This is a genomic window from Halomarina pelagica (assembly GCF_024228315.1).
Lineage (GTDB): Archaea > Halobacteriota > Halobacteria > Halobacteriales > Haloarculaceae > Halomarina > Halomarina pelagica.
Genome location: NZ_CP100454.1, coordinates 2,697,835 through 2,719,818, shown reverse-complemented (window position 1 = coordinate 2,719,818; position 21,984 = coordinate 2,697,835). Strand labels below are relative to the sequence as shown.

The following is a 21,984-nucleotide window of genomic DNA, read 5'->3' as shown; positions in this document are numbered from 1 at the left end:
CCATGGTGAGCACGCTACAGGCGGCCGTCACGACCGCCCTCGTCGTCGTCGGGAGCTTCTTCCTGTTCGTCGGCACGGTGGGGCTGTTGCGTCTGCCCGACGTCTACAACCGGATGCACGCGACCAGCAAGGCGACCACCCTCGGCGCGGCCTCGATGTTCCTCGCGGCGACGGTCTACTTCACCCCCGCGGGGCAGTCGCTGACCGCCATCGTCGGCATCGTCTTCCTGTTCATCACCGCTCCGACGGGAGCACACATGATCTCGCGGTCGGCCCAGCGCATGGGCGTCGAGTTCGCGCTCGGCGCGACCTGGCCCGGGATGCCGGACAGTCGCCCGGACGAACCCGCAGACGGCGAGGAGCAGGCGGAGGCGTGATACCGTCGGACGCCGTGTCCGTCCCGTTTCGTCGGTGGTTAAGCCGCCGATAACCGGTATTCACCGCCGAGTAACCAAGCCAGTCTCCTCCCCAGACGGAGCGTATATGGCACCTGGGCAGTGGCGGCAGGGAGGGGTAGCGCTCGTCGTATTGTTCGTCGCGTCGTCGGCGCTCGCGGGAGCGACGCCGCCGGGATCGACGAACCCGACCACCGTCGACTCCTGCACCACGATCGACGTGTCGGGCGAGTACGTCCTCGGGGGGAACCTCTCCGCAGACGGCACGTGCCTGACGATCGAGGCGGACGACGTCACCCTGGACGGCGCGGGCCGCGAACTCGCGGGCAACGGGACCGGCACCGGCGTCGTCGTCGGTGGCGACAACGTCACCGTCAGGAACGTGACCGCGAGCGGGTTCGAGGCCGGGGCGGACCTCGCGGGGGGGAACAGTTCGATCGCGGGGAGCACCTTCTCGGAGAACCGCGTCGGCGTCACCGTCACCGCGCCGCGTAACGCGACGCTGGCGAACAACACCGTCGTCAACAACACCGGCGACGGCGTGAACGTCCTGCTCGGGTCGGTGACCCTGGAGAACAACCGGCTCGCGGACAACGGCCGCTACGGGCTGTCCACCGCGCCCGGTGAGGCGACCACCCTGATCGGGAACGTCGTCGAGAACAACGGGAAGGGCGGGCTGTTCTTCGCGTCGGGTACGCCGACGGTCCGCGACACGGTCGTCCGGGACAACGGGGGCGCGGGCGTCTTCCTCGACGAGGTGTCGGGCGCGACGCTCGCCAACGCCACCGTGACCGGCAATGACGCGGCGGGGCTGGTCGTCGCAGAGAGCACCGACGTCGGGGTCTTCAGCACGACCCTCTCGAACAACGCGGGCGACGGGATCCTCGTCGCGGGGACGCTCGACGTGTCGAACAGCACCGTCGCGGACAACGGCGGCGACGGCATCCGCGCCCTGCCGGCGCGGCTGGTCGAGGCGACCGACGTCACCGTCAGCGAGACCCTCATCCGGGGGAACGCGGGCGACGCGATCGGCGGTCCCGCGGCCGGGAACGTCACCGTCGACGGACGGAACGCGAACGCGACCGGCTGACGCCGCGCGATCGGACCGGACCGAGTCGCAACCGCGATCGGACCGGATCAATCGAACTGGATCAGGCGAATTCACGCGCGAGTTCGTCGGCGACGCGCAAGCCGAGGGCGTCCTTCGTCCCGACGAACTCGTCGGCGCTGTCCGCCCGGACGACGAGCGCGCGCGTCTCGTCCTCGCCCATCACGCTCGCGTCGTTGGCGACGACGAAGGCGAGGCCGGTCCGGGAGAGCGGGCCGCGGGCGGCCTCGGCGAGCGCCTCGTCCGAGGCGGCGGTCTCCAGTTTGAACCCCGCGATGGGGAGGTCGGGGTGGGCCTCGCGGACGGCGTCGATGAGCTTCGGCGTGGGTTCGAGGTCGAGCGTGAGCCGCTTTCCCGATCGGATCTTCTCGTCGCTCGGTTCGACGGTGTAGTCGGAGATGGCCGCCGCGGAGACGAGAGCGTCGGCGTCGTCGCAGGCGGCCTCCGTCGCGGCGGTCATCTCGGCGGCGCTCTCGACGCGCTCGACGGTCGCGTACGGAACGTCGGGACCGTCGTGGACGAGCGTCACGTCCGCGCCGCGGACGTAGCACGCCCGGGCGACCGCCCGCCCCATCCGCCCCGAGGCGCGGTTCGAGAGGGTTCGAACGGGGTCGATGCGCTCGCTCGTCGCGCCGCTGGTGACGACGATCCGCCGCCCGGCGAGGGGTCGCCCGTCCACCGCGCGGGCGACGTCGAGGCAGATCGCCTCCTCGGTCGCGATCTTCGCCTTCCCCTCCTCGACCCGCGGGTCGACGAACGCCACGCCCCACTCGCGGACGCGCTCGATCGCGTCGAGGACGCCCGGGTGGTCGTACATCGGCTCGTGCATCGCGGGGGCGACGACGACCGGCACGCCCGCGCCGAGGGCGGTCGTCGCGCACGTCGTGACCGTCGAGTCGTCGACGGCGGCCGCCACCTTCCCGACGGTGTTGGCGGTGGCCGGGGCGATCAGGAGGACGTCGGCCCAGCCCTCCCGGCCGCACAGCTCGACGTGCTCCACGCGCCCCGTGATCTCCGTCACGACCGGGGTGCCGGTGGCGTACTCGAGCGCCCACGGGTGGACGATCCCCCGCGCGCTCCCGGTCATCACGCCCCGGACCTCGGCTCCCCGCCGCCGGAGTTCGTGGGCCAGTTCGACGGTCTTGACCGCCGCGATCGACCCCGTGACCCCCAGCGCGACGTTGACGCCTTCGAGCATACCCGGGGTTCGTGACCGGCGTATAAAAACGACCCCGACCCTGGCTTCGACTTCGGCCCCGACTCCGACGTTGGCTCCGTCCCGTCCCGATCGCCGCGCCCTACTCCTCCCGGAGGCTCGGGTGGGGCGTCGGGTCGTCCGGGTGCGGTTCGGCGAACGCCTCGCGCATCGCCTCCATCGACTCGCGCTCGCGGCGCAGGCGCTCCCCGTCGTCGATCTCCTCGCACCCGGGGGGCACCTCGCGGTCGCGGCCCGTGAAGTAGCCCTCGGGGGCGACCCAGTCGTGGTAGAACGGCACGTCCGCGTCCTCGACGACCGTCATCGCCACGTCCGCGCCGTGGCCCGCCGCGACGACCGTCTGGTGGCGCTTCTCCGCGACGCGGCCGGCCGCGTACAGCCCCTCGACGTCGGTCCGGCCGTACTCGTCCACGTCGAGGTAGGTCTTGCTCCCGCGTCTGATGATCCCCACGTCCAGGTCGGCGAGGAAGTCCGTCGCGTTCTTGGTGGCGACGAGGACGAAGTCGGCCCGGACGACCGACTCCCCCGCCTGCACGTCGAAGCCCGACGCGTCGCGGGCGACGTCGGTCACCTCGCCGTCGAGGAACGCGCACCCCGCGCGCTCGGCCTGTCGCTCGGTCAGGTCGAGGAACGTGCGCGGGTTGACCCCGGCCGGGAAGCCGGGGACGTTCTCCAGGTGGGCGTTCCGCCGGAGGATGGACTCGCCGCCCCGGACGACGAGCGTGTCGAGGCCCGCCCGCGCGGTGAAGATACCAGCGGTCAGCCCGGCGATCCCGCCGCCGACGATGCAGACGTCGTGCGTCGCTGCGTCTTCCATACCCGCGCTCGGCGCGAGGGGGTAACAAACGCCCCGGTTCACCGGCGTGGTGAACACTTACGGCGCGGGCGGGTCAACGGCACCCCGTGGACTCCGTCGAAGTCAGCACCATCGTCTATCTCCCCCCCGAGGAGGTCTACGACTTCCTCGTCGACTTCCCGCGCTACGCCGACTACTCGAAGCACCTGACGGAGGTCAGGCGGCACGGCGACGGGTCGCCGGGGACCGAGTACGACCTCACCTTCGCGTGGTGGAAGCTCACCTACACCGCCCGCTCGCGGGTGACGGACGTGGACCCGCCCGAACGCATCGACTGGGAGGTCGTGAAGGACATCCACGCGCACGGCCACTGGGCCGTCGAGCACGTCCCCGAGGAGGCCCCCCCGGGGAAGGCGGACGCCTCCCGCGTGCGCTTCGTCGTCGAGTTCTCCTCCGGGTCGGTCGATCGGAGCGCGATCTCGCTCCCGCGGTTCGTCTCGCTCGACTGGGTGGTGGACAAGGTGAAGCCGAAGATCATGGAGGAGGCAGAGCGCGTCGTCAGACGCATCGTCGCCGACCTGGAGGGCGAGGAGCGCCCGGTCGAACTCGTGGTTCACGAGGGTCCGGAGACGATCTGATAGCGGCCGTTCCGGTTCCGGCGTGGACGGCGGTCCGGCGTAGAGGAGTTCGTCGCGACGGTCGGTGAACGACTGCCCGACGGGAACGATCGACGCGACGAGCGGAGCGCCCTACTGTTCGTAGTCGCCGCCGTACCGGATGAAGAAGTACGCGAGGCCGAGCGTCGAGACCATCGCGATGATGGTCGCGATGCCGAGGGTCTTCGCGCCGTCGGAGACGGCGGGCTTGACCGGACCGGTGGGCGCGGCCCGCGGGACGTTGCTGCCGATGGCGATCGCGCCGAGCATGCCCTGGCCGGCGTGGGGATCGCACTGATAGGTGACGATCGGCCCGCCCGTCGCCTTCCACTCGTAGGTGCCCGACGACTGGATGTCGCTGGCGAAGTCCGCTCCCTGCTGGGCCGCCACGTTGTGGCCGGCCGACTGCCACTCCCAGACGATCGTCGCGCCCTCGTCGACGTGGACGGCGACCGGATCGAACGCGAGCCCCCCCTCGCCCACCCCCACCTGCACCGTCACCTTCTTCTTCCCCCGCATGTCGACGGTGCCGCCTTCCTCCCACCCGTTCGCGCCGTCGAGCCACCCGCCGTAGTCGATCGGCCCGCTCCCGCCGCCACCACCGCCACCGCCGGAGGCGTTCCCACCGGACGCGTTGCCGCCGCCGCTCTCGTTACCCTGCGCCGCGGCCGCCCCGCTCGCGGCGACGACGCCCGCGCCCGCGCCCGCCGCGCGGAGGAAGTCGCGCCGGTTCATTCCCGTGTCTTCGTCCATACCGACCATTCGAAACGGGGCTAACTGAATGCTTCGAAAGCACTTTTTTAACCGGGGCCTCGCGCCCGTCTACGGCGGGCGCTCGACCCCCGGTCAAAAACCTGCACTAAAAAGGCCGCTCGCTCGGCCTTCGGCCTCGCTCGCGGTACGGCACAGTGACTTCCCCGGAAAGACCTGTTCCCGCAAGCGAGAGCGAGGCGTGAGCGAAGCGAGCGCCTCGAACAGCCGAGCGGCGACTGACGACGTGAATTCACTCGGTCGCACGCCGATACTGCCCGCGCGTGATGGTGTACCGGTGGTGGTCGAGCACGTCGTCGCCGATCGGCGTCCAGTTCCGGAGCACGCCGTCGTACCGCCCGCCGTAGCGCTCGACGTACTTCTCGACGGCCCGCCTCGAGTTCTCGTTTCCCTCCTCGTACCCGATGGCGACCAGGTCGAGGTCGAGGCGGTCGAACGCGAGTTCGGTGAGCGCGGTCGCGCACTCCCCGGCGTACCCGCGCCCCCAGAACGGCCTCGCGAACACGAACCCCGGGCTCCCCGTTCGGCGCTCCCACTCCACCGAGAGCGCGGCGTACCCCGCGAGTTCGCCCTCCGCCGGGTAGACGGCGTACCAGGCCGCCTCACCCTCGCTCCACCGCCGCTCGGCCCGCTCCAGTCGGTCCCGCGCCTCCTTGACCGTCCGATAGGGGTCGTGAGGCACGTACTCGAACACGCCGTCGGCGCTCGCGCTCCCCGCGGCGAAGAGGCGATACAGGTCGAGGAGGTCCACTCGCTCCCGGCAGAACCGCTCCAGCGCGAGGCGCTCCGTCTCGATGCGCTCGGGGAACATGCGAGGGCCTACGAGGAACCGGGTAAAAGGCACGGGGGTACAACTGGCAGCACGACGCAGGGCGATTCGACGGGGGCGCGACCATCGTCACACTCCAACTCGCACCGCGAGCGAGCGGAGCGAGCGAGCGGGCCGAGGAACCCCCGAACGAAGTGAGGGGGTGACGAAGGCTTTTGGTCCAGCTTTTGCCAGGGAGCCGGCGCGCGACCGCGGATGCGTGACGCGCGCACGCGACCGCGGCAAAAGGTGGCGGTTTATACGGCCATGTCGCCCTTCGCCTTGATCACGGTCACCGCCTCGGCGTCCACGTGGTCCGTATCGAGGTGCATCGGGATGTACTCGCGGCGCTCGTAGGCCTCGCGCTCTGACTCGTCGCCGATCGTACACCAGAGCTGGACCCGCTCGGGGCCGTGCCAGTCGCCCTGGCGCTTGACCGAGAAGCAGACGACCTCCTCACCGTCGTGCTCGATGACGGCGTCCTTCCGGATGCCGGGGTCCCCGTTGATGATGAGGTTCTTCATGTACCCTCCTCGCACTGACTGGCGGTTAAGCGCTTCGAGTCTCCGGGCGCGTCGCGAGACCGCCGGGGGACCGTCGCGTTCCTGCTCACGCCTCCTGGCCCGGCACCCGGTAGATCACGCCGCGCTCGCCGTCGACGGTGATGCGCGTCCCGTCGGGCACGTCGTCCGGGAGGGTGACGTCGCCGACCATCGGGACCCCCAGTTCGCGGGCGACGATGGCGGCGTAGTTCGTCGACTCGGGGCGCTCGTGGATCAGCCCCCCGATGGCCGAGAGGTCGCCGGTGAACTCGCCCGCGAAGTCCTCCGGGAGGGCGACGATCGCCCCCTCGGGGGCGTCCCGCAGGTCGCCCGTCTCGGTCCGGACGACGGGACCGGTCGCGCGGCCGGTCACCGTGATCCGGCCGGACGCGATCACGTCGGCCGCCATGTGGACCTTGAGCGTGTTCGTGGTGTTCGTTCCCTCCAGTTCCTTCATCATCCCCGAGAGGACGACGACGGTGCCGCCCGGTTCGGCCGCGCCGACCCGGAGGGCCTCGGTGGCCGCCGCCTCGATGACGGCGTCCGCCGCGCCGACGCTGAGCGGCGACAGACGGGGGACGGTCCCCCAGAGGAGGGACAGCTGGCGGTAGACGCGCTCGTCGGGCGTCACGACGACGATGGGGCGCTCGGGGCGGTACTTCGCGACCTTCCGCGCGGTGTAGCCGGACTCGCTGGCGGCGGCGATGGCGTCGGCCTCGACGTCGCGGGCGAGGAAGCGCGCCGAGCGCGCGAGCGCGTCCGTCTTCGTCTCCCCGGCCGCGGGGACCCACTGCTCCCTCGCGGTGGCGTACTCCTCGCTCGCCTCGACGCTCCGGACGATGCGGGCCATCGTCTCGACGACGCGGACGGGGTGGTCGCCGACGGCGGTCTCCGCCGAGAGCATCACCGCGTCGGTCCCGTCGAGCACCGCGTTCGCCACGTCGGTGGCTTCGGCGCGAGTGGGGCGGCGAGCGTGGACCATCGAGTCGAGCATCTCCGTCGCCGTGATGACGGGGACGCCGGCCTCCCGACAGCGTCGGATGATCCGCTTCTGGATGAGCGGCACCTCCTCCATCGGGCACTCGACGCCGAGGTCGCCGCGTGCCACCATCACGCCGTCCGCGGCGTCGACGATCTCGTCCAGGCGCTCGACCGCGTCGGCGCGCTCGATCTTCGCGACGACGGGTACGTCCGCGCCGTGGGACTCGAGCACCTCGTTGACCGCGTACACGTCGTCTGCGCTCCCGATGAAGCTCGCCGCGACGAAGTCCACCTCCAGTTCGGCCGCGAGTTCGAGTTCCCGGCGGTCGTCCTCGGTCACCGACGGGAGGTCGAGGTCGACGCCCGGAACGTTCACGCCCTTGCGGCTCTCGAGGTCGCCGCCGCTGTCGATACGGGCGACGACGGCGTCGCCCTCGACGCGCTCGACGGTCGCCTCGATCCGCCCGTCGTCGATCAGTACCCGGTCGCCCGGTCCCGCCGCCGCGATCGACTCCGAGATCCCGACCGTCGGGAGGTCGACCGACGCGTCGGGGACGAACCGGACCGTCTCGCCGGCCTCCAGCCCCACGGGGTCGTCGAGCGGGGCGGTCCGGACCTCGGGTCCGGGGATGTCGTGCATGAGGGCGACGCTCCGCTCGCCGGCGGCGGCGCGAACGGTCTCCGCGAGCGCGCGCCGGTCGTCGAGGGTGCCGTGGCTCGCGTTCATGCGCGCGACGGCCATCCCCGCGTCGATCAGCCCTTCGACGGTCTCGCGCGACGCCGAGGCCGGCCCGAGCGTGCAGACGATCTTACTGTTGCGCCGCGCCGAGGCGGACCCGACCGCGTCGGCGGGCCGTCGCTTCCGCGAGTGAGCGTCGCTCCCGCTCACGGTCTACAGGACGATGCTCTTTCGCTGGACGAACGACTCGATGGAGACGCCCAGCCCTTCGCGCCCGATGCCGGAGTCCTTCACGCCGCCGAACGGGATGTCGCCGAGGCCGTGGCTCGGCGCGCCGTTGATGCGGACCGCGCCGGCCTCGATCCGCTCGGCGAGTCGCATCGCGCGGTCGTAGTCCGCGGTGAACACGGCGGCGTCGAGTCCGTACTCGCCCGCGTTCGCGAGTTCCAGGGCCTCGCTCTCGTCTTCGAACGAGGCGATCGCGACCACGGGACCGAACTGCTCCTCGCGCAGGATGCACGCGTCGTGGGGGACGTTCGTCAGCAGGGTCGGCTCGAAGAACTGCCCGTCGCGCTCTCCGCCGCGGACGAGCGACGCGCCGCGTTCGACGGCGTCCTCGACGAGTTCCTCCACCCACTCCGCCTGCCCCTCGTCGATGAGCGGGCCGAGCGCAGTCTCCTCGTCGAAGAGGTCGCCGGGCTGCCACTGGTCCATCTCCTCGTCGATGCGGCCCGCCAATTCGTCGTGGACGGACTCGTGGACGAGGACGCGACTCACCGCCGAACAGCGCTGTCCGGCGTACTTGAGCGACCCCTTGGCGCTCGCCGCCGCCGCCGCCGCGAGGTCGGCGTCGGAGAAGACGATCGCCGGGGCGTTACCGCCCAGTTCCATGTGCAGTTCGACCATGCCGCTCTCCCGGGCGACGTGCTTGCCCGCGGCCGACGAACCGGTCATCGCGATGGCGTTGACACGGTCGTCGCCGGCGAGGACGTCGCCGATCTCGCTGCTGGGGCCGGTGACGTAGTTGAACGCCCCGTCGGGCAGGCCGACGTCGGCGACGACCTCGGCGAGCAGCTTGGAGCTGACCGGCGTCTGGCTGGCGGGCTTGAGGACGACGCTGTTGCCCGCCGCGAGCGCGGGGGCGACCTGGAGCGCCGTCGTCGACAGCGGGTAGTTGTACGGCGAGATGCACAGGACGGTCCCGCGCGGGACGGGCTTGACGATGGCGCGCCACCCCTCGTGGCCCGACGTCGTCCCCTCGCGGTACTCGCCGCGCATGGTCCTGACCTCCTCTACGGCGCGGCGGAACCGCTCCGCGGCGGCGTTGACCTCGTTTCGCGCGCTCGTGATCGGTTTCCCCGCCTCGCGGACGATGACGTCCGCGAGTTCGTCGGCGCGCTCCTCGATCCCGTCGGCGATGGCGTCGAGCCACTCGGCGCGCTGGACGACGGTGCTCTCGCGCATCGCGGCCTGCGCGCGTTCCGCGGCCGCGAGCGCGGCGTCGGCTTGCTCCGGGGTCGCGGCCGCGACCGTCGCGAAGGTGCCGCCCTCCGCGAGGTCGCTGACGTCGCGCGTCCGCTCGGCGGACACCCACCGTCCGTCGACGTACAGTCGGTCGTGAGCGTGGACTCCTCTGGTGGCCATGGTAACACTTCGCGCCGCATGTACAAAAAAGTTTACTCCGAGACGAATAAATCGTTCACGCCCCGGGGACAGACCCGACACGCGTGGTGATCAGCGCCTCGTCGCCGGGTTCGGGCCGTTCAGTCGTAGTACGAGACGTACCGCATGTGGTAGACCATCTCGTCTGTGAGGGCGTCCAGGTAACCCGAGTGATCGTCGCCGACCTGGCCGGTGGCGTCGAAGTCGGTGTAGTTGCCGGGGACGGCGTTCCCGCTCTCCGCGCCCGTCTCGCCGAGCGCCTGGTCGAACTCGAAGGAGTTGTAGACCCACTCGAGCACGTCGTCCTCCCCGCTGTAGTAGTTGAACGTCGCGCGCGTGACGTTCGCCACGGCGTCGTACCCGTCGCCGTGTTCGAGCGTCGGGCGCTCGTTGTCCACCGCCCCGCCGAGGACGTGGACCGACTCGACGAGGTCGGCGTACCCCCAGCCGTCGAGCGTCTGGAGGGCGCTGAACGTCACCCGCGCCCCGAGGGAGTGACACGCGAGGCGGATCGTCCCGCCGCAGGCGGACGCGTAGTCGGTCAGGAAGTTCGCCAACTTCGGACCGTTCTTCGTGGCGATCTCCTTCGATTCGGCCCAGCCGTAGTCGACGCCGCCGCCCTTGTCGTTGTCCCAGGAGTAGCCGACCACGGTGCCCCAGTAGCCCTCGGCGTCGAGGCGGGCGTCTGCGTGTTCGAACTTCTCCTCCGCGGCGGCCTCGGCCTCGCTCTCGCTGCTCTTCTTGTCCCAGCCGTGAACGAACACGAGCAGGTCGTCGACGCAGCCGACGTCGACCCCCGGGACGGTTCCGTCGGTGTCGTAGTCGGTCGCGGTGTGACCGCTCGTCAGGGTCGCACTGTCGTCGAAGTGTTCGCGCGTCGATACCACCGGGACGTACGTCGCGGCCGCGGCCGGGGAACCGAGCGCCCCCAGGGTGAGGGCCCCTGCGGTCGCGGCGGTCGCGCGGCGGACGAACTGGCGTCGCGTAGATCGCGTGGATGTCTCTCGCATCGATGTCTCTCTCCGGATAGACGGGCCGGGAATCGTGAGATTCGCCGGCGTCTACCCAATTATCGATGAGAATACCTATGTAATAAATCCTGCTGGCGGCCGTGGCGTGCGGGCCGCGTCTCCGCGCCCGATCGGCCGACTCGATACCAAACGGGTTTTAAGCGGCGGTCGAGTACCACGCTGCAATAACCATGCAGATGCCACGCCGGTTCAACACGTACTGCCCCCACTGCAAGGAGCACAACGAACACGAGGTGGAGAAGGTCCGACGCGGCCGCACCACCGGGATGAAGAAGGTCAACGACCGCCAGCGCCGCCGCCGCGGGTCGGGCATCGGTAACGCCGGGAAGTTCTCGAAGGTGCCCGGCGGCGACAAGCCGACGAAGAAGACGAACCTCGTCTACCGCTGCAGCGAGTGCGGGAAGGCGCACCTCCGCGAGGGCTGGCGCGCGGGCCGCCTGGAGTTCCAGGAGTAGACCATGGCGGGGAACTTCTACCAGGTCAGGTGCCCGGACTGCGAGAACGAGCAGGTCGTCTACGGCAAGGCCGCGACCGAGGTCGCCTGCGCCGTCTGCGGGCACGTCCTCGTCCGCCCGACCGGCGGCAAGGCCGACATCGAGGGCGAGGTCCTCGAGACGGTCGAGCGGCGCGCCTGAACTGACCGACCCCACGGAACTGACGGAACCGACCGACTCGACTGAACCGACGCGACTCCTCCGATACCGCTCGCCGTTCGTGTTCTCCGCCGACCAGCGACGGCGACGCCCGGCCCCCGACGCCCGGCGCTCGCGTGACGGTGCTTTTATTCTCGCGAGACGGTTACCACCGGGTATGAAGTACACCGGCTGGCCCGACCCCGGCGACCTCGTCGTCGGCAAGGTCGACGAGATCACCGATTTCGGCGTGTTCGTCGACCTGGAGGAGTACGAGGACCGACGCGGCCTCGTCCACGTGAGCGAGGTCGCGAGCGGGTGGATCAAGAACATCCGCGACCACGTCACGCCCGGCGAACTCGTCGTCTGCAAGGTGCTCGACGTGAACGAGTCCTCCCAGCAGATCGACCTCTCGATCAAGGACGTAAACGAGCACCAGCGCTCTGACAAGGTCCAGGAATGGAAGAACGAGCAGAAGGCCGACAAGTGGATGACGCTCGCGTTCGGCGAGGAGATGACCGACGAGCAGTACATCGCCGTCGCCAACGAACTGCTCGGCGAGTTCGGCTCGCTCTACGACGGCTTCGAGCAGGCGGCCATCCACGGCGCGGAGGCGCTCTCCGAAACCGACCTCGACGACGAGGAGGTGAGCGCCATCGTCGAGACCGCCCGCGAGAACGTCTCCGTCCCGTACGTCAACATCACGGGGTACGTCCACCTGCGCTCGCCCAGCCCCGACGGGGTAGACGACGTGAAGGCCGCCCTGGAGGCCGCCGAGGGCAACGGCGAGATCCCCGAGGAGATCGAACTCTCCGTCAGCTACGTCGGCGCGCCCGAGTACCGGATCAAGGTGCGCGCGCCGAGCTACAAGGTCGCGGAGAGCGCCCTCGAGGCCAGCGCCGACCGCGCCCGCGCGACGATCGAGGAGCGCGGCGGCAGCGCCGTCTTCCACCGCGAGCGCCAGACCGAAGACGAGTAAATGAAGAGCGACATCCGGGTCTGCGCGTCGTGGCGCGACCGTCACGACCGCCCGGTGTACACCCTCTCCGACGCCTGCCCCGAGTGCGGCGGCTCGGCGGTCAACAGCGCGCCCGCGCCCTACGACCCGACGGACCGGTACGGGGAGTACCGACGCGCACTTAAGCGCCGCGCTCGCGAGTAGGCGCACATGGACGAAGTTCACACCGAGGTCCTCGCCGACGTCGCCCTCGACGATCCCGTGCTCATCGAGGGGCTGCCCGGCGTCGGGCACGTCGGCAAACTCGCCGCCGAGCACCTGCTGGAGGAGTTCGAGACGACCCTCGTCGCGCGGCTCTACTCCCGGCACTTCCCCCCGCAGGTGACCGTCGAGAACGGTCGCTCACAGCTCGTCTGTCTCGAGTTCCACGCCGTCGAGACCGACGATGCCGACCTGCTGGTGCTCACGGGCGACCACCAGGCGCAGGACAACGAGGGCCACTACCTCATCACCGACGCGATCATCGACGTGGCCGTCGACCACGGCGTCTCCCGGATCTACGCCCTGGGCGGCGTCCCGACGGGCGAACTCATCGACGAGTACGACGTCATCGCCGCCGCCTCCGACGACGCGCTCATCGAGGAACTCGAACCGCGCGTCGAGTTCCGCGAGGACGAACCCGCGGGCGGCATCGTCGGCGTCAGCGGCCTCCTGCTCGGTCTCGGCGAGCGCCGCGGAATTCCGACCGCCTGCCTGATGGGCGAGACCAGCGGCTACCTCGTCGATCCGAAGAGCGCCCGCGCCGTCCTCGAGGTCCTCCAGGGAATCGTCGGCTTCGACGTCGGCTACGACTCCCTGGAGGAGCGGGCCGAGGAGATGGAGGAAGTCATCAAGAAGATCCAGGAGATGGAGGGTGCCCAGCAGGCCCCCAGCGACGAGGACCTCCGGTACATCGGTTGAGTCGGTCCCGCGTCCGCGCCGTCAGCGAGGGATTCTTGGTATCGCACCTCCAATAGCGGGTGTGTTCAAGGTGCTGGCGGTCGTCCCCAACTGGCTGTTCCTCGGCGTCCTGATCGGCCTCCTCCTGAGCGCCGTCGCCGCGGGAACCTTCCTCCTGGGGCGATGGCTCTACCCCGACCCGCCGCCCTCGGAGCCGAGCCGCAGCACCGAGACGCGCCGGCGGGCCGAGATCCGCGAGTACCTCACCGCGATCGGCGAACCGTTCGCCGAGGACCACTTCGTCGAGGGGTACACGGTCGAGTTCTACCTCCCGAAGCGCGACGTGGCGATCACGTTCGACGGCCGCGCGTTCATCGCCATCGAGGCGTCGCCCACGTACGCCGTCCTCGTCGAACACGAGATGCCGGGGTTCTACCTCGGGAGCCGCCTCCCGTTCGAGACGCCGACGATCGACTTCGGCGGCGGCGAGGACTCACGGGCGGACGACTCGGGGGCGCTCGATCGCACCCGGGCGGCGTTCGCGGTGCTCGGCCTGCCCGCGACCGCCACCGAGCGGCAGGTGCGAGTCGCCTACCGGGAGAAGGCGAAGACCGCCCACCCTGACCAGGGCGGCGACCGGGAGGCGTTCAGGCAACTACAGGAGGCGTACGCGACCGCCCGCGAACAGGCGGCGAGCTGACGTGCCGGACGGGTTCGCGTTCCGCGACCGCGCGGTCCATCTCGCGGACGCCGACGCGCTCGTCCTCGCCGACCTCCACGTCGGCAAGGACGCGACCTCCGACGTGACGTTCCCGCTCGGCGAGCGCGCGGACCTCGTCGAGCGTCTCGGCGCGCTGCTCGACCGCTTCGCCCCCGCCGAGGTCGTCTTCGCGGGCGACGTGCTCCACGCGTTCGACCGCGTCCCGGCGGGGGTTCCGGAGACCGTCGCGACGCTAGAGAGACTCGTCCTCGAGTCGGGCGCGCGGCTCGTCGTCACGCCGGGAAATCACGACGCGATGCTCGACGCGGTGTGGTCGGGGCGGACCCCCCGTACCTACCGGCTCGCGGACGGTACCGTCGTCCTCCACGGTCACGAGCCACCCGAACCCGACGACCGGGACGCCCCGCGCTACGTCGTCGGCCACGACCACCCGAAGATCACCATCGAGGGGCGGGACTGGCCGTGCTTCCTCTACGGCGAGGGCTGCTACCGCGGGGCAGACGTGCTCGTCCTCCCCGCCTTCACCCGCCTCGCGAGCGGCGTGGCGGTCAACGGGACGGTGGGGCGTGGATCGACCCTTCGATCCCCCCTGACAGACGACGTCGACCGCTTCCGGCCGATCGTCCGCGACGAGGGGGCCGACGAGACGCGCGCCTTCCCGCCGCTCGGCGACCTCCGACGGTTACTCTAGATTCCCGATCAGGGCGTCCGCCGCGCGCCTCCCGCTCTCCAGCGCGCCGTCGATCGACGACCACCGGGTGTAGTCCCCGGCGAGGTAGATCGGTCCGTCGGGCGCGTCCGTCGCCGGGAGGGTCCGACGGAACCCCGGGGGCTGGGCGAACTGCGAGAACGGGACGCGCTCGGTGCGGAGGTGTTCGAGGTCGTCGAACCGGCGGGCAGGGTACCACGATTCGAGCGCCTCGCGCACCTCCGCCGTGAGGTCCGCGTCGGAGTCGTCCGGGTCGCCGAGGAACGTCGCGCTCAGAAGCTGTGTCCCCTCCGGCGCGTACTCCGGCGCGACGGCCGAGAGCGGGACGATCTCGTTCGGCCTGTCGTCGGCCGCGTTGAGGACGATGCGTCGTCCCGTATCGAGGTCGACGTGCTCGGGGAGCGAGAAGTACTGCGTGACGCAGTCCCGGGCTTCGGTCGGCGTCTCGACGCCCGTCAGGTCGCCCGCCGTCTTCGGGTCCGCCGCGACGACGCAGGCGTCGAACGATGCCTCCGCGCCGTCGACCGCCAGCGTCACGCCGTCGCCGTCGGGCGTGACGGCCTCGACGGGGGCCTCGCGGCGGACGGTCGCGCCCGCGTCGCGAGCGCGGTCGACCAGTTGCTCGGGGATCGCGCCCATCCCGTCGGCCGGGACGGCGATCGCGCCACTCGCGAGGGTCTTGAACACGTACTCGAAGACGACGCTCGACGACGACAGCGACCGGTCGAGGGTGATGCCGCCGAAGAAGGGCGCGGCGAAGTTCTCGACGTACCGCCGAGAGAACCCGCGGTCGGCGAGGTACGACCCGATGTCGTCGTCGCCGCCGTTCAGGATCGCCTCGCCGTCCTTCCGTCTGAGTTCGCGCTGGAGCGCGAACGTTCGGAGTTTGTCGGCGAGGCCGATCTCCCGGTTGAACAGCGTCTCCGTGAGCGCACCGGGGTCGCGAAGCGGGTCCGAGAGCACCGACCGCTCCCCCGGGCGGGCGATGACCGCCCCCGGCCTAAACGACCTGAGGGAGAGCGCGTCGTAGTCGAGTTCGCGGCGCGCGGCCGGGTACGCGGTGAACAGCACCTGAAAGCCGCGGTCGAAGGTGAACCCGTCCTCGTGGACGCTGCGGACGCGCCCGCCGACCTCGGCGTTCTCCTCGAACAGTTCGACGTCGACGCCCGCGTCCGCCAGGCGTCGAGCGGCGACGAGTCCGGCGAGTCCACCACCCACGACCGCTGCGCGTGTCATGCCGGGCGTTCTCGCGGAACGGGTAAATACGCTGTCGACTCTCCGTCCCCGGACGGTTCCGCCGACCCGTCGGTGGCGAGCAGGAACGAATCGGTACGGCAGGCGCTATTCACGGCCGCCGCGCCTGCCCTCCCGTCGAGACGGCGAAGGACAGCGATTTGTCGCCCCCGACGATAGCGTCCGCATGGAGACGACTGCGGCCTTCGACGGTCTCGTCTGCACGGAGACGGGTCGACGCTTCGACGTCGAGACGAGCCACCATCCCGACGGCGGCGTCCTCGACGCCGTCTACGACTACGACGCGATCGATCTCGACCGGGCGGCGATCGAATCCCGCGGGCCGGGGCTCGGGAAGTACGCCGAACTGCTTCCGTTTCCGGCGGCGTCGCTCGCGACGCTCGGCGAGGGAGGGACGCCGCTGATCGACTGTCCGGTCCTCGCGGACGAACTCGGGGTCGAGCGCGTCGTCGTGAAGGACGAGGGGGGAAACCCGACGGGAACGTTCGCCGATCGCGGGATGGCGCTGGCGCTGACGGCCGCTCGGCTCCACGGGGCCGAGGACGTGGCGCTCGCGACCACGGGCGACGCGGGGTACTCGGCGGCGGCGTACGCCGCTCGGGTGGGCGTCGCTAGCCGTCCGTTCGTTCCGACGCGCTCGACGTTCCTCAACAAGGCGATGATCAACGTCCACGGCGGCGACATGCGCGTCGTCGAGGGGCGACTGCCGGACGCCGAGGAGGCGTTCCGCGAGGCGATGGCCGAGGAACCGCGGTACTCGCTCGCGGCGCTCGAGACGCCGTACCGCCACGAGGGCGCGAAGACGATATTGTTCGAGCTACTCGAACAGCTCGACTGGGAGGTACCGGACGCCGTCTTCTACCCGTTCGAGGGGAGCGACGGGCTCGTCGGGCTCCACAAGGGCGCGCGGGAGTTCCGAGAGCTGGGGCTCGTGGACGACGTGCCGCCGCTGTACGCCGCCCAGTCGACCGGCTGCGCCCCGATCGTCGAGGCGTTCGAGGCGGGTGCGAGCGAGCACGAGCCGTGGGAGGTTCCGGACACCGTCTGCGGCGGGCTAGAGCGACCCGATCCCCCGGGCGGCGACCTCGTCCAGACGGCGCTGCGCGAGAGCGGCGGCGGTGCCGTCGCTACCGACGACGACGACATCCTGGAGAGCGCGGTAACCGTCGCCAGTCGCGAGGGCGTCGGCGTGGGCGTCTCCGCGGCCGCCGCCGCGAGCGCGGCGTGGGAGATGGCGGACGATCTGGACGAGGACGCCACCGTCGTCCTCGTCAACACGGCGGCCGGAGCGAAGGACGCCGACCTCCTCAGGAGTCACCTGATGGGACAGGGGTTCTGAGCGGAACGGGGCGAACAGGCGGCACGTCGCGTCCGCGGACCGGTGTGCCGCGCGATCGCAGGGCGGCCCGCGGCGATCGTCAGATCACGGGGACCCTGGCCGCGGTATCGGTGATAAACCCTCGCAGGGCTTCCACAGGTTTTTCTCCCCGTCCGCGAACACGTAGTCGGAGATGGGTGCAGTCGTCACGTTCCTCGCGGGGGTCGTCTTCGGTCTCGCGCTCGCCGCCCCGCCGGGGCCGATGAACGCGATCATCGCCGAGGAGAGCGTCGTCCGGGGGTGGTCTGCGGGCTTCCGCGCCGGTCTGGGGGCGATGACGGCCGACCTCTGCTTCCTGGTCGGGTCGCTGCTCGGCGTGGTCACGTTCGTGCGGCGCTTTCCGACCGTGCGGGCGGTCATGGTCGGTGCCGGTGGCGCGTTGATGCTCTACTTCGCGTACGGCGCGGTCCGCGAGGTGCGCGCGGGCTTTCGTGCCGCGGGAGCCGACGGCAGGGGGTTCCGGAAGGCGTTCGCGCTCGCGCTGACCAACCCCTACCAGATCCTCTTCTGGCTCACCGTCGGCGTGGGGTTGCTGAACCCCGGGACGCTCGACGTGCTCGAACCGCTCTCGGCGGGGCTCGACGGGGTCCTCGTCGTGCGGACGGGGAGTCCGGCGCTGCTCGCGGGGCTGTTCGGCGGAATCGTCGTCTGGATAACGGCGTTCCCGGCGGCGCTGACGGCGGCGGAGCGGCGCACCCGGACGCTCGCACCGGCGGTCGCCGGACTCAGCGCGCTCGTGCTCGCGGGGTTCGGTTGTTACTTCCTCGTCGACGCGGCGCGGGCGGTGGCCGGAGCGATCTGATCAGGCGCGATCGTCGCCCGGTTCCACCTCGGCGATCTCGCTCTCCAGCCACTCGCGGAACCAGCGGACGCGTTTGAGCCGCTGGTGGGCGATGCTCTCGGCGGTGTCGCTCTCGATGCGCCGGACGGCGTCCTCGCCGCGTTCGAGCACACGGGCGACCATCTCCGAGGCGTCCATGTGGGTGCGCGCCTCGTAGCCCATCCGGAGGAGCATCAGCGTCGTCCCGTTCGCGCCCACCTTGTCGAGCAGGTCCGCCTCGATGAGACAGCGCGTTTCGAGGGGTAGGTCCGTGAGCGACCCCTGGTAGGAGTGATCGCGGATGGCGGCGCAGACCTCCTCGACGAACGACTGCGGGTAGTCGCCGTGCGAGGTCAGGTACTCGCGCGCGACGCGGGCACCCTCCTCCGCGTGGACGTCCTGGTCGACCTCCAGTTTCGCGATGTCGTGGAACAGCGCGGCGACCCGGACCACGTCGACGTTCGCACCCTCGCGCTCCGCGATCCTCGTCGCGAGATCGACGACGTTCAGGATGTGGTTGAACCGGTACTCAGCGGAGTGCCACGGGTACCAGCGCATCCGCCCGCCGGTGTCCTCGCTCTCGACGCTCGCGGCGAGGTAGTCGTGCGCGAACTGCTTCATCTCCTCGAACCCCGAATCAGTAACGGGGGACTCCCTAATTTCGACCCCCATGAGACCACCCCCGACGAATCCCTTCGTTCATATTGACCGTAATTACTGCACTTCCGCTCTTGAGGTTTACGACAAGGTATCACACCCTCCGGCGGACCTCCGTCGCTGCTATATCTCTCTCTTCCGTGAGTGATCTGTGGCCTCTTGGAACGGGCCCTCGGGCACTGAGGCGAACGGAATCGGGAGCTTCACGCGTTTGGCGGGGTAGCTTTATTTTCTCCCACCGTGTGCGATGGGGCATGGAGGTACGCGCTGCCGACGCCGCCGACGTGGAGACGGTTCGGGAGATCGCCCGCCGGTCGATGGAGGCATCCTACACGCTGAGTCCGCAGACCATCGAGGGGGCGGTCAAGCAGTGGTACAGCGACGAGGCGTTCGCAGAGCGGATCGAAGACGACGACCAACTCGTCCTCGTCGCCGAGGAGGGTGGGGAACCGCGCGCCTTCAGCGAGAGCGTCGTCCTCGACGAGGAGGGCGACGCCGACCTCAACTGGCTGCACGTCGACCCCGACTACCGAGGCGAAGGGATCGCCAGCGCGCTCTTCGCCGAGACCCGCGAGCGCCTCGAGGAGATGGGTGGCACTCGTCTGCACGGGCGCGTCCTCCGGGACAACACCGACGGAAACCAGTTCTACAGACACCTCGGCTTCCAGAAGGTCGGCGAGGATCACGTCGACATCGACGGAACGGACTACGTCGAGAACGTCTACGTCGAGGGCGAACCGACCGAACTGGAGGCCGTGACGACCGACGACGGCAAACGGGTCTACGTCGACCACGACGACGCCTTCCGCGCCAGCCTCGGTCCCTTCTTCACGGCGTTCTCGGACACCGATCGGGAGACGCGCTGGGGCTACTACTGCGGGAACTGCGGTAGCCTCGACATCGCCGTCGACACGATGGACCGCGTCCACTGCAACGAGTGTGGCAACGTCAGCAAGGCCTCCCGCTGGGACGCGGCGTACCTTTGATATCCTCCCTGCCCTGACGGGCGAGGATTCCTTCGTGGGACAGCACGTCGTTCGTGCGTCCCCGGAGGCACCCTGACCAGACCACGGGGTCTGGCTGTGGTTCGTGAGTAGTGCGTCGGGCCTCATTCGAGGCGTGGGATGCTTGGGTATCCGCTCGCACCTCACGGGTCGTGCCATCGACCCGACTCACCCACAAGGGGGCGAGTAGACATCCGACGCAGGGTTGCTTTTTGTTGACGGAGACCCCAATCCAACTCCAATTTTTGCCCGATGTGCTCGCTTCTGGACACGCCGTCGGACTACGTAATAATCGTGGGTGGCACCCCCGTTGTCGGATTCATCCCCGCGCTAAAGCACGGGGCCTTCCCCTCGAAATCCCGTAACGCTCCGCGCTCGCCTTCACGTTGGGCGACCGACCTCCGTTACCGAACCCGGGATGCGCTCACTCGCGGAATCACTCCACGAGATCCGTGGCGGAGCGAGGACATTCGCTCCCCGGGTCACCATCGAGGGGCACTATATCGTCGAGGCACCCCTCTCTACGGCCATAATTCTTAAAATAATCCCAGCCACAGTGGCACTCGGGGCGAAGAGATCCGACCGAATAACGGTTCGAGCGCGGGCGAACTGTCAGAGGCACCGCCCGCGGATCGACCGATCCCATCCCCACGATGCGACCGTGAGGACAGCCGGCTGATCTTTCCCCACACCTGTGCTTCGACCTGACCACGGCGGAAACGTCGATGATTTCGGGCGGAGCGGGATGCGCCCTCACCCCTCGGTGGAGTGCCAGCTATCCTCGTCCTACCATTTACCCCCGATCCTTGAGTAATTTTCTATTTATAGACATATGCTATTAATTAAATTATAAGATGTTCTGTGATACGCAGATGTGATCTGCGTGAAAACAGATTCGATGTACGGTGCTTCGAACGGCTAGGAGAGATGCGTCGGGCCTGCAACTATTCGAGGTGTACCGACGCCGCGGAGGATGCCGGTACAGGGACGCGGAATCACATAAAAGCCGTACGGTCCGGCGTGAGGTGGCACGCCTCGACACCGAACCACGCATGGACGGATGGCACACGAGGGCGCGTTCGCCGATGTCGCTCCCCTACTCGTGTCTGTCACGATCCGGGCGAAACGGGAGGGTGCTGCGATGATTTCGCGCCGGCCGGAGTCGTGAGGACTTTCGCGTAGGGTGGGCGATTCACCCTCTTCATCACACCACACTGTCGATTGGCCAAGGGGTTACGGCCAGCCGACCGCTCCGCCCGACGGACGCGCGCGGAATTCAACAGTTTCGAGCGCTATTCGAATCGGGAGCGTCGACGTTCTGGGTCACTGCGGATCGTCGTCCGTATGTAACCCCGTCGCCATGAGTCGTCGAGCGATCACCACGATCCCGTTGTGGAACCCTCTGCCGAACACCGCCCGCTCCGTCTCGGTGGTGTCCCCGTCCGTCTCGTCGGTCGTGACCGAACTGACCAGGATCGTGTTCCGGTCGATCAGCAGGAGTCGACTGATCGCCGTCTCGTCGCTGGCGTCGGTCGGATCGCTGTTCAGCCACTCCAAGCCCGAGACGAACACCTCGACGTCGGGGAGCGCATCCTGGATGGTATCGCGAAGCCGCTCGGAGACGGTCCCGATGACGACCGTAAGTCCCGTCTCCTGGGCCGCTCCCAGTTGTTCGACCAACTCCTCCGTGAGGACCGCTTCGCGACCGACGACGAGGACGATCTCTCGCTCGGCGGCGTCGATGAGTTGTCGGGTCCGGTTCGTGATCGCCGGGACGCCCGACAGCGCCCAGACTTCGTGTGCTATCTCCCGGTCTTCGTCAGCCGGTGCCGGATCGATGTCCTCGATCGTCCGGACGAGCGTCTCCGTCCGCGATTCGTACTCCTCCCGGAGCGTTTCGGCGGCCTCGGCGATCGGGACGGCCCGAAATTGCTGGGGGTTCGAGTGCTGGACCTCCGCGAGCCCCTTCGTCTCCAACACCCTGATCGCGTCGTAGACGCGCGTGCGGGGAACGTCGGACGTCTCGCTGATCTCCTTGGCCGTTCCCTTCGGCATCCGCGAGAGGGCGACGAAGCACTTCGCCTCGTACTCCTTCAAGCCAAGTTGCTGTAGCAATTCGACCGCTTGTTGGTGATTAGATAACTCGTCCATGGGTCCCAACCATGCTACCGGATCGTCCGGCACCGTCTCCGCTGTTGACTCGGCGGTCACAAGACAGTTCCTGTTCGGTCGACCAGTCCCGCGCGCCGGAATCGCTCAGCGTAGTG

At 69.4% G+C, this 21,984-nt stretch carries 24 protein-coding genes; 13 read left to right on the top strand and 11 right to left on the bottom strand.

Annotation, left to right across the window (positions count from 1 at the left end):
• The first annotated feature begins 2 nt into the window (after positions 1-2).
• Positions 3-377, top strand: a complete 375-nt coding sequence (mnhG, locus tag NKI68_RS14130; protein WP_254543742.1) for a monovalent cation/H(+) antiporter subunit G — start codon at positions 3-5, stop codon at positions 375-377.
• A 106-nt stretch (positions 378-483) separates the two neighbouring features.
• Entirely contained in the window at positions 484-1,485 is a 1,002-nt protein-coding gene (locus NKI68_RS14125; protein WP_254543741.1) for a right-handed parallel beta-helix repeat-containing protein, read from the top strand.
• A gap of 61 nt (positions 1,486-1,546) precedes the next feature.
• Here the strand turns inward: NKI68_RS14125 and coaBC are convergent, their stop codons facing one another.
• Together coaBC and NKI68_RS14115 are read right to left on the bottom strand one after the other, a co-directional pair.
• The gene (gene coaBC / locus NKI68_RS14120; RefSeq protein WP_254543740.1) at positions 1,547-2,701 is read right to left on the bottom strand and encodes a bifunctional phosphopantothenoylcysteine decarboxylase/phosphopantothenate--cysteine ligase CoaBC; all 1,155 of its coding nucleotides are present in this window, start codon (positions 2,699-2,701) and stop codon (positions 1,547-1,549) included.
• 100 nt (positions 2,702-2,801) lie between these two features.
• Complete coding sequence (locus NKI68_RS14115) at positions 2,802-3,536, bottom strand: NAD(P)/FAD-dependent oxidoreductase (protein ID WP_254543739.1); 735 nt, start codon at positions 3,534-3,536, stop codon at positions 2,802-2,804.
• Between the two features lie 86 nt (positions 3,537-3,622).
• Here NKI68_RS14115 and NKI68_RS14110 point away from each other — a divergent pair, with 86 nt between their 5' ends.
• On the top strand, positions 3,623-4,153 hold the full coding sequence (locus NKI68_RS14110) for a type II toxin-antitoxin system RatA family toxin (protein WP_254543738.1): 531 nt from the start codon (positions 3,623-3,625) through the stop codon (positions 4,151-4,153).
• Positions 4,154-4,264: 111 nt separating this feature from the next.
• On the opposite strand, the gene NKI68_RS14105 is transcribed toward NKI68_RS14110, so the two are convergent.
• The 6 genes from NKI68_RS14105 to NKI68_RS14080 all read right to left on the bottom strand — a co-directional run bounded on the left by NKI68_RS14105 (position 4,265) and on the right by NKI68_RS14080 (position 10,624).
• Entirely contained in the window at positions 4,265-4,924 is a 660-nt protein-coding gene (locus tag NKI68_RS14105) for a plastocyanin/azurin family copper-binding protein (protein WP_254543737.1), read from the bottom strand.
• 250 nt (positions 4,925-5,174) lie between these two features.
• Complete coding sequence (locus NKI68_RS14100) at positions 5,175-5,753, bottom strand: GNAT family N-acetyltransferase (RefSeq protein WP_254543736.1); 579 nt, start codon at positions 5,751-5,753, stop codon at positions 5,175-5,177.
• A gap of 254 nt (positions 5,754-6,007) precedes the next feature.
• Positions 6,008-6,274: an HAH_0734 family protein gene (locus NKI68_RS14095; protein ID WP_254543735.1), complete on the bottom strand. Its 267-nt coding sequence runs from the start codon at positions 6,272-6,274 to the stop codon at positions 6,008-6,010.
• Between the two features lie 85 nt (positions 6,275-6,359).
• The gene (gene pyk / locus NKI68_RS14090; RefSeq protein WP_256562621.1) at positions 6,360-8,162 is read right to left on the bottom strand and encodes a pyruvate kinase; all 1,803 of its coding nucleotides are present in this window, start codon (positions 8,160-8,162) and stop codon (positions 6,360-6,362) included.
• A 3-nt stretch (positions 8,163-8,165) separates the two neighbouring features.
• Complete coding sequence (locus NKI68_RS14085; RefSeq protein WP_254543734.1) at positions 8,166-9,596, bottom strand: aldehyde dehydrogenase family protein; 1,431 nt, start codon at positions 9,594-9,596, stop codon at positions 8,166-8,168.
• 119 nt (positions 9,597-9,715) lie between these two features.
• Positions 9,716-10,624, bottom strand: a complete 909-nt coding sequence (locus NKI68_RS14080; protein ID WP_254543733.1) for a DUF726 domain-containing protein — start codon at positions 10,622-10,624, stop codon at positions 9,716-9,718.
• A 191-nt stretch (positions 10,625-10,815) separates the two neighbouring features.
• On the opposite strand from NKI68_RS14080, the gene NKI68_RS14075 reads away from it, so the two are divergent.
• The 7 genes from NKI68_RS14075 to NKI68_RS14045 all read left to right on the top strand — a co-directional run bounded on the left by NKI68_RS14075 (position 10,816) and on the right by NKI68_RS14045 (position 14,586).
• Positions 10,816-11,100, top strand: coding sequence for a 50S ribosomal protein L44e (locus tag NKI68_RS14075; RefSeq protein WP_254543732.1), 285 nt, complete (start codon positions 10,816-10,818; stop codon positions 11,098-11,100).
• A gap of 3 nt (positions 11,101-11,103) precedes the next feature.
• Positions 11,104-11,280 carry a 30S ribosomal protein S27e gene (locus NKI68_RS14070; protein ID WP_254543731.1) on the top strand — a complete coding sequence of 59 codons (177 nt, stop codon included), beginning with the start codon at positions 11,104-11,106 and terminating at the stop codon, positions 11,278-11,280.
• A 175-nt stretch (positions 11,281-11,455) separates the two neighbouring features.
• Positions 11,456-12,256: a translation initiation factor IF-2 subunit alpha gene (locus NKI68_RS14065; RefSeq protein WP_254543730.1), complete on the top strand. Its 801-nt coding sequence runs from the start codon at positions 11,456-11,458 to the stop codon at positions 12,254-12,256.
• Positions 12,257-12,439: an RNA-protein complex protein Nop10 gene (locus NKI68_RS14060; protein WP_254543729.1), complete on the top strand. Its 183-nt coding sequence runs from the start codon at positions 12,257-12,259 to the stop codon at positions 12,437-12,439.
• Positions 12,440-12,445: 6 nt separating this feature from the next.
• Entirely contained in the window at positions 12,446-13,195 is a 750-nt protein-coding gene (locus NKI68_RS14055) for a proteasome assembly chaperone family protein (RefSeq protein ID WP_254543728.1), read from the top strand.
• Positions 13,196-13,256: 61 nt separating this feature from the next.
• A complete protein-coding gene (locus tag NKI68_RS14050; RefSeq protein WP_254543727.1) occupies positions 13,257-13,874 on the top strand; it encodes a J domain-containing protein in 618 nt (205 codons plus the stop codon).
• A gap of 1 nt (position 13,875) precedes the next feature.
• Positions 13,876-14,586: a metallophosphoesterase gene (locus NKI68_RS14045; RefSeq protein ID WP_254543726.1), complete on the top strand. Its 711-nt coding sequence runs from the start codon at positions 13,876-13,878 to the stop codon at positions 14,584-14,586.
• Here the strand turns inward: NKI68_RS14045 and NKI68_RS14040 are convergent.
• Positions 14,578-15,840 (bottom strand): NAD(P)/FAD-dependent oxidoreductase, encoded by a 1,263-nt coding sequence (locus NKI68_RS14040; RefSeq protein WP_254543725.1) that lies wholly within the window; start codon positions 15,838-15,840, stop codon positions 14,578-14,580. The genes NKI68_RS14045 and NKI68_RS14040 overlap by 9 nt on opposite strands.
• Positions 15,841-16,024: 184 nt before the next feature.
• Between NKI68_RS14040 and NKI68_RS14035 the strand changes: the two genes are divergently transcribed.
• Both NKI68_RS14035 and NKI68_RS14030 read left to right on the top strand, forming a co-directional pair.
• On the top strand, positions 16,025-17,197 hold the full coding sequence (locus NKI68_RS14035) for a threonine synthase (RefSeq protein WP_254543724.1): 1,173 nt from the start codon (positions 16,025-16,027) through the stop codon (positions 17,195-17,197).
• Between the two features lie 172 nt (positions 17,198-17,369).
• A complete protein-coding gene (locus NKI68_RS14030; protein ID WP_254543723.1) occupies positions 17,370-18,038 on the top strand; it encodes a LysE family translocator in 669 nt (222 codons plus the stop codon).
• On the opposite strand, the gene NKI68_RS14025 is transcribed toward NKI68_RS14030, so the two are convergent.
• Entirely contained in the window at positions 18,039-18,728 is a 690-nt protein-coding gene (locus NKI68_RS14025) for an HD domain-containing protein (protein WP_254543722.1), read from the bottom strand.
• A gap of 239 nt (positions 18,729-18,967) precedes the next feature.
• Between NKI68_RS14025 and NKI68_RS14020 the strand changes: the two genes are divergently transcribed.
• A complete protein-coding gene (locus NKI68_RS14020; RefSeq protein ID WP_254543721.1) occupies positions 18,968-19,699 on the top strand; it encodes a GNAT family N-acetyltransferase in 732 nt (243 codons plus the stop codon).
• A gap of 1,341 nt (positions 19,700-21,040) precedes the next feature.
• On the opposite strand, the gene NKI68_RS14015 is transcribed toward NKI68_RS14020, so the two are convergent.
• A complete protein-coding gene (locus NKI68_RS14015; protein WP_254543720.1) occupies positions 21,041-21,868 on the bottom strand; it encodes a TrmB family transcriptional regulator in 828 nt (275 codons plus the stop codon).
• Positions 21,869-21,984 lie beyond the last annotated feature (116 nt).